This is a genomic window from Streptococcus sp. GMD1S, assembly GCF_000296875.1.
Classification (GTDB): Bacteria; Bacillota; Bacilli; order Lactobacillales; family Streptococcaceae; genus Streptococcus.
On record NZ_AJQY01000064.1, the window covers coordinates 1 to 4,869 of the forward strand.

The following is a 4,869-nucleotide window of genomic DNA, read 5'->3' on the forward strand; positions in this document are numbered from 1 at the left end:
GCTTATATCCTTATCCTCTTTGTCTTTAGCATTGCCTTTGCCTTTGTCAATGTGAGTGGTCAACAGATCGCAGATCGGATGAAGCAATCAGGAGATTACATCTACGGAGTCTATCCGGGCGAGGATACCAGTCGCTTTATTAATCGCTTGGTTCTGCGATTTGCTCTGATAGGTGCAGTCTTTAACGTTACCTTGGCTGGACTTCCAATCTTGTTTGTCTTGAAGGATGAGAGTTTGTTAAAAGTCAGCATGATTCCTGGACTCTTTTTAATTTTGAGTGGTATGCTCTTTACGATTCATGATGAATTGCAGGCGCTCAGACTAAATGAAAGGTATCAGCCACTATTCTAGGAGGTTTTGATGTATTACTTTATCCCAGCTTGGTATGGCAAGGAGCGTCCCTGGCATGCCGATTTGATACCTTGGTATCTTTCTCATTTTAAGCTAGAATTTGATGACACCTTCAATCAGATTCGCTTGACGCAACGCCAAGGGATCCCTGCCCATGTCCTCCTTTTGTCCTATCAGCCTCATCTTCGCTATTTTCTCCATCGCCAAGGTATTTTAGAAGCACAAGTTTATTCCTTATTTGATGAATTGCAGGATTTTCATGAGATTCGACCGCAGGTCTTGCAGCTCAGAGATATTGAGTGGGAAGAGGACTGCGAGTTTGTTTACAGTCCCTTTACCATTTTAGTTTTGAGAAATGGAAAGCCCTATGCTCAGGTGGAGCATGGGATTGAAGGTTTTATCAGTACGATTCAGTATTTCAAGGAAGATGGGCTCTTGTCTGCCAACTACCTGATGGATGATCGGGGGCTGGTTTCCAGTGTGATTTACTATGAAGAGGGTCAGGCTCTCTACCAAGACTACCTCAATCCCAAGGGACTGTGGCAGTTCAGAGAGTACTTGCAAGATGGGGGTCGTATCGAGGTCAATCCTATCTTTGCTTTTCGCTTCCAAAAAGAGGCTTACCAAGATATGGGAGAATTGATTGCGGAGTTTTTTGAGAAGAAAATAGCTCAACTCCCTGAGGAAGGAGCGACCTATTTTCTGCCTGCATGTGACCAGCACAATGCTTTCCTTTTAGAACGATTGCCTCACCAAACCACCAAGGTTCTCAGCCTTTTTATCGGACGAAATCCTCAAGAACAACTACCTCAGTTGGCAGGTCTGCTTGATAAGGTGGACCTTGTTCTGGTCGACAGAGAGGACACCTTGCACTTGGCTCAGTCTGCCTTTTCAGAACAAGCAATGAAGTTTCGTCATTTATCACCTTTTGATACCCGCTTGGAGCTGGGAAAGAGTCAGACTCGGAAGGAGTCAATCCTCTACTATCAACTGGACTTTGAGCATGGGATAGAGGACCAAGCGCTCTATCAGGTCTTGCATTTCCTTTCTGAAAACAAAGATACGGAGCTGGTCTTTGGAACCTTTGCTGCTAGTCAAGAAGAAATGAAGCAGCTGGAAACACGAGTTGCTGAGATGGTCTCAGAGCAGTTTCAAGACCAGGAACTGGAGAAGGAAGTTGATTACCAAGGAGCTGAAAATCCGCTTGAGGACAATCGCCATCAGAGCAAGCGCTATTCGTTTGTCAATATGAAGGATGAATCGGAGTTAATCAAGCAGCTGGAATTTGTTCGTTTGATTGTCGATCTGAACAGGCAACCTCTTCTTTATACCCAAATCGCGGGGATTAGTGCTGGTATCCCTCAAATCAATAGGGTCAAAACAGAGTATGTCAGCCATCAGAAGAATGGCTATCTGTTGGAAAATATAGCTGATTTTGCGCAAGCTGCCCATTACTATCTCGATAGCCTGCAGGTGTGGAATGATGCTTTGATCCATTCCATCGAAAAGATAAAGGAACACACTGGGGAGCAATTCCTGATCAAGCTAGAAAAGTGGTTGGAGGAGGTGACTCATGGAAAAGAAGTATAAGATCTTGCAAATCGGTCCAGAAGATTGGCGAGAGACACTTGCCCTACCAGCCCAACTAGACTGGTATCATGTTCCTCCCAACACACCGTCTGCCATCCAGAAAATCATGGATGAGAATGATCTAGATCACTTTCATGCTGTCATTCTCACGGATGGGGCTTATCTAGTAGATTTGTTGCCTTTTGCATCTAGCTTGGAACCCTATACGGTTTTCTATCCAGAACAGTTTGCAAGTCAGGATAAAAACATTCAGAACCTCATCAAACAGCACTGCATGCAAGCGATGGACCTGTCAGACCGCCAGGGCTTTGTTCGAGACCTCTCTACCTCCCTCTTTGAAGGTGGTTATGGAGACAAGCTGAGCCCAGCTACGATAAGGATTCACCCGAGTTTCCAAGGCTCTGTCTCCTATCAGGGATTTGAGCATCTGGAGCTGGAAGGAGACTTTGGCAAGACCTATACCCAGCTAGCTTCTTGGGCCTATAATCAGTCTGTCCAAGCCCATTCGCCAATCGAACTCTGGCTCGAATATGAAAAGAGTGGACTAGTGGAATTGCGCCTGCGATTGCGAAAAATCCCAGCAGGATCCGTTTCAGAGATTAGACAGGACATTCTCCTTGAGGAAGCAGACTTTGCCTCAGCAATCATTGTGGAGCAAGACTATGACGCTTATCTGAGCATTTCTCTTGAAGCGCGTGGTCTGGGAAAGGTCAACATCGGCAATCTCCACCAACGCTGGAGCCGGAAACAGTTTGGAAAGTTTGTTCTCGGTGGCAATATCCTGCATGACAAAAAACGTGAGGAAATCAACTATTTCTTTCACCCAGGGGATTTCAAGCCACCTCTAGCAGTCTATTTCTCAGGTTACCGTCCGGCGGAAGGTTTTGAGGGTTACTGGATGATGAAGAAGCTCAGATGCCCCTTTCTCCTCTTTTCGGACCCTCGATTAGAAGGAGGAGCCTTTTACCTAGGAACTGAGGAATTAGAAGATAAAATTCAAGCAACCATCCAACACTATCTAGACTATCTAGGCTTGGATAGAAGTGACTTGATCCTATCTGGGCTGTCAATGGGAACCTTCCCTGCCCTCTACTATGGAGCCTACTTTGAACCCAAGGGAATCGTAGTCGGAAAACCCTTGACCAATCTAGGAACCATCGCACAGCGGGGCCGACTAGAGGCGCCAGGAGTCTTTCCGACTAGCTTTGATGTCTTGCACCTTCAGACAGGAGGAGTGAGCCAGAAAGACATGAAGGACTTGGATCAACGTTTTTGGACCCGATTTAAACAAGCTGATTTTTCCCAGACGACCTTCGGCCTTTCTTACATGAAGGACGAGGATATGGATAGTAGTGCCTATGACCAGCTAGTGGAGACACTTTGTCAGACAGGAGCCAAGATTTTGTCCAAAGGAACCGCAGGTCGACACAATGATGATACAGGAACAAACGTTGCCTGGTTTATTCATTTTTACAAGATGATACTAGAAGAATACGGAAGAGGTGAGACATGATTATCATCAAGAGAGAGGATATTAGGTGGGGTGAGATGGGAGCCACTTATCTTTATGGTAGCCAGATCACCTATCATGCAGACGGTCATGTTACCCTGAAAAATCCTTTGCTGGCTTCAGGTGAAACCCTTAAAACCTGGTTTTCTAGTGTCAATTACCAGGCTACTAGAAGTCAGCCCAGCCTCCCTCTTCTTAAGAAAAATCACACCTACCGTCTCTCTATGAAGATGCAGGTTCAACCAGCCAATGGTCTCTATCTCAAACTGACTTTTTTAAACCGTTATGAGGTAATCATCGAGGAGAAGATTGAAAGACAATTTTCCTTTAGCTTCACCTATCCTGAAGCGGCCTACACCTACCGCCTTTCCTTGATTAGTGCAGGTTTTGAGGCTCTTGACTTTGTTTCGTTTTCTATTGAGGAGGATGCTGGTGTTTAATCGTTTGTATCAGGAAAGACAACTGAGAAAGGTCAAGAAGCTTTTAAGCCAAATCAACGCTCTCAAAGAAGAGATGGCTGCCCTCAGTGATGAGGAAATGGCTGCAAAGACAGAGGAGTTTCGCCAGCGTCTTGCCCAGGGAGAAACCTTGGATGAGCTATTGGTAGAAGCCTATGCCCTTGTTCGTGAGGCCGATAAACGTGTCTTGGGTCTCTTTCCCTATGATGTGCAAGTCATGGGTGCCATTGTGATCCATCAAGGAAATGTGGCAGAGATGAATACGGGTGAAGGCAAGACCTTGACTGCCACCATGCCCCTCTACCTCAATGCCCTAACGGGAAAAGGCAGCATGCTGGTCACGACCAATGACTATCTGGCTAGACGGGATGCAAGCGAAATGGGCCCAGTCTACCAATTTTTAGGTCTAACTGTCGGTCTTCCCTTTTCAGAGGACCCAAAAGAGGACTTGACTGCGGAAGAGAGAAGAAAGATCTACACCTCGGACATCGTCTACACGACCAATAGTGTCCTGGGATTTGACTATCTCAATGACAATCTTGCCTCCACTCGTGAGGGGAAATTCCTGCCTCCCTTTAACTATGTCATCATTGATGAGATCGATGACATTCTACTCGATAGTGCCCAAACTCCCTTGATTATCGCAGGTTCTCCCCGCGTCCAGTCTAACTATTATAGGATGATTGATACCCTAGTGACGACCTTGGTTGAGGGAGAAGACTACATCTACAAGGAAGAAAAAGACCAGGTTTGGTTGACCCGAAAAGGTGCCCAGACGGTCGAAGGTTTCCTAGGAATCGATCATCTCTATAAGGAAGAGTATGCTAGTTATGTTCGGCATCTGGTCTATGCTCTTAGAGCCCATACGCTCTTTACTAAGGACAAGGACTATCTGGTTCGAGGGCAAGAAATGGTCTTGTTAGACAAGGGAACAGGGCGTTTGATGGAAATGACCAAGCT

At 45.9% G+C, this 4,869-nt stretch carries 4 protein-coding genes and 1 pseudogene; all 5 read left to right on the forward strand.

Annotation, left to right across the window (positions count from 1 at the left end):
• Nucleotides 1-351: pseudogene (locus GMD1S_RS06605) on the forward strand (accessory Sec system protein translocase subunit SecY2); the annotation flags it as partial.
• A gap of 9 nt (nucleotides 352-360) precedes the next feature.
• Nucleotides 361-1,941, forward strand: coding sequence for an accessory Sec system protein Asp1 (gene asp1 / locus GMD1S_RS06610; protein WP_000291138.1), 1,581 nt, complete (start codon nucleotides 361-363; stop codon nucleotides 1,939-1,941).
• Nucleotides 1,925-3,454, forward strand: a complete 1,530-nt coding sequence (gene asp2, locus GMD1S_RS06615) for an accessory Sec system protein Asp2 (RefSeq protein ID WP_000412877.1) — start codon at nucleotides 1,925-1,927, stop codon at nucleotides 3,452-3,454. The genes asp1 and asp2 overlap by 17 nt, the downstream gene beginning before the upstream one ends.
• The gene (gene asp3, locus GMD1S_RS06620; protein ID WP_000583890.1) at nucleotides 3,451-3,891 is read left to right on the forward strand and encodes an accessory Sec system protein Asp3; all 441 of its coding nucleotides are present in this window, start codon (nucleotides 3,451-3,453) and stop codon (nucleotides 3,889-3,891) included. The genes asp2 and asp3 overlap by 4 nt, the downstream gene beginning before the upstream one ends.
• Nucleotides 3,884-4,869 (forward strand): preprotein translocase subunit SecA (locus GMD1S_RS06625; protein ID WP_000483302.1); only part of this gene is annotated, 986 nt, incomplete at its 3' end. The genes asp3 and GMD1S_RS06625, both read left to right, overlap by 8 nt.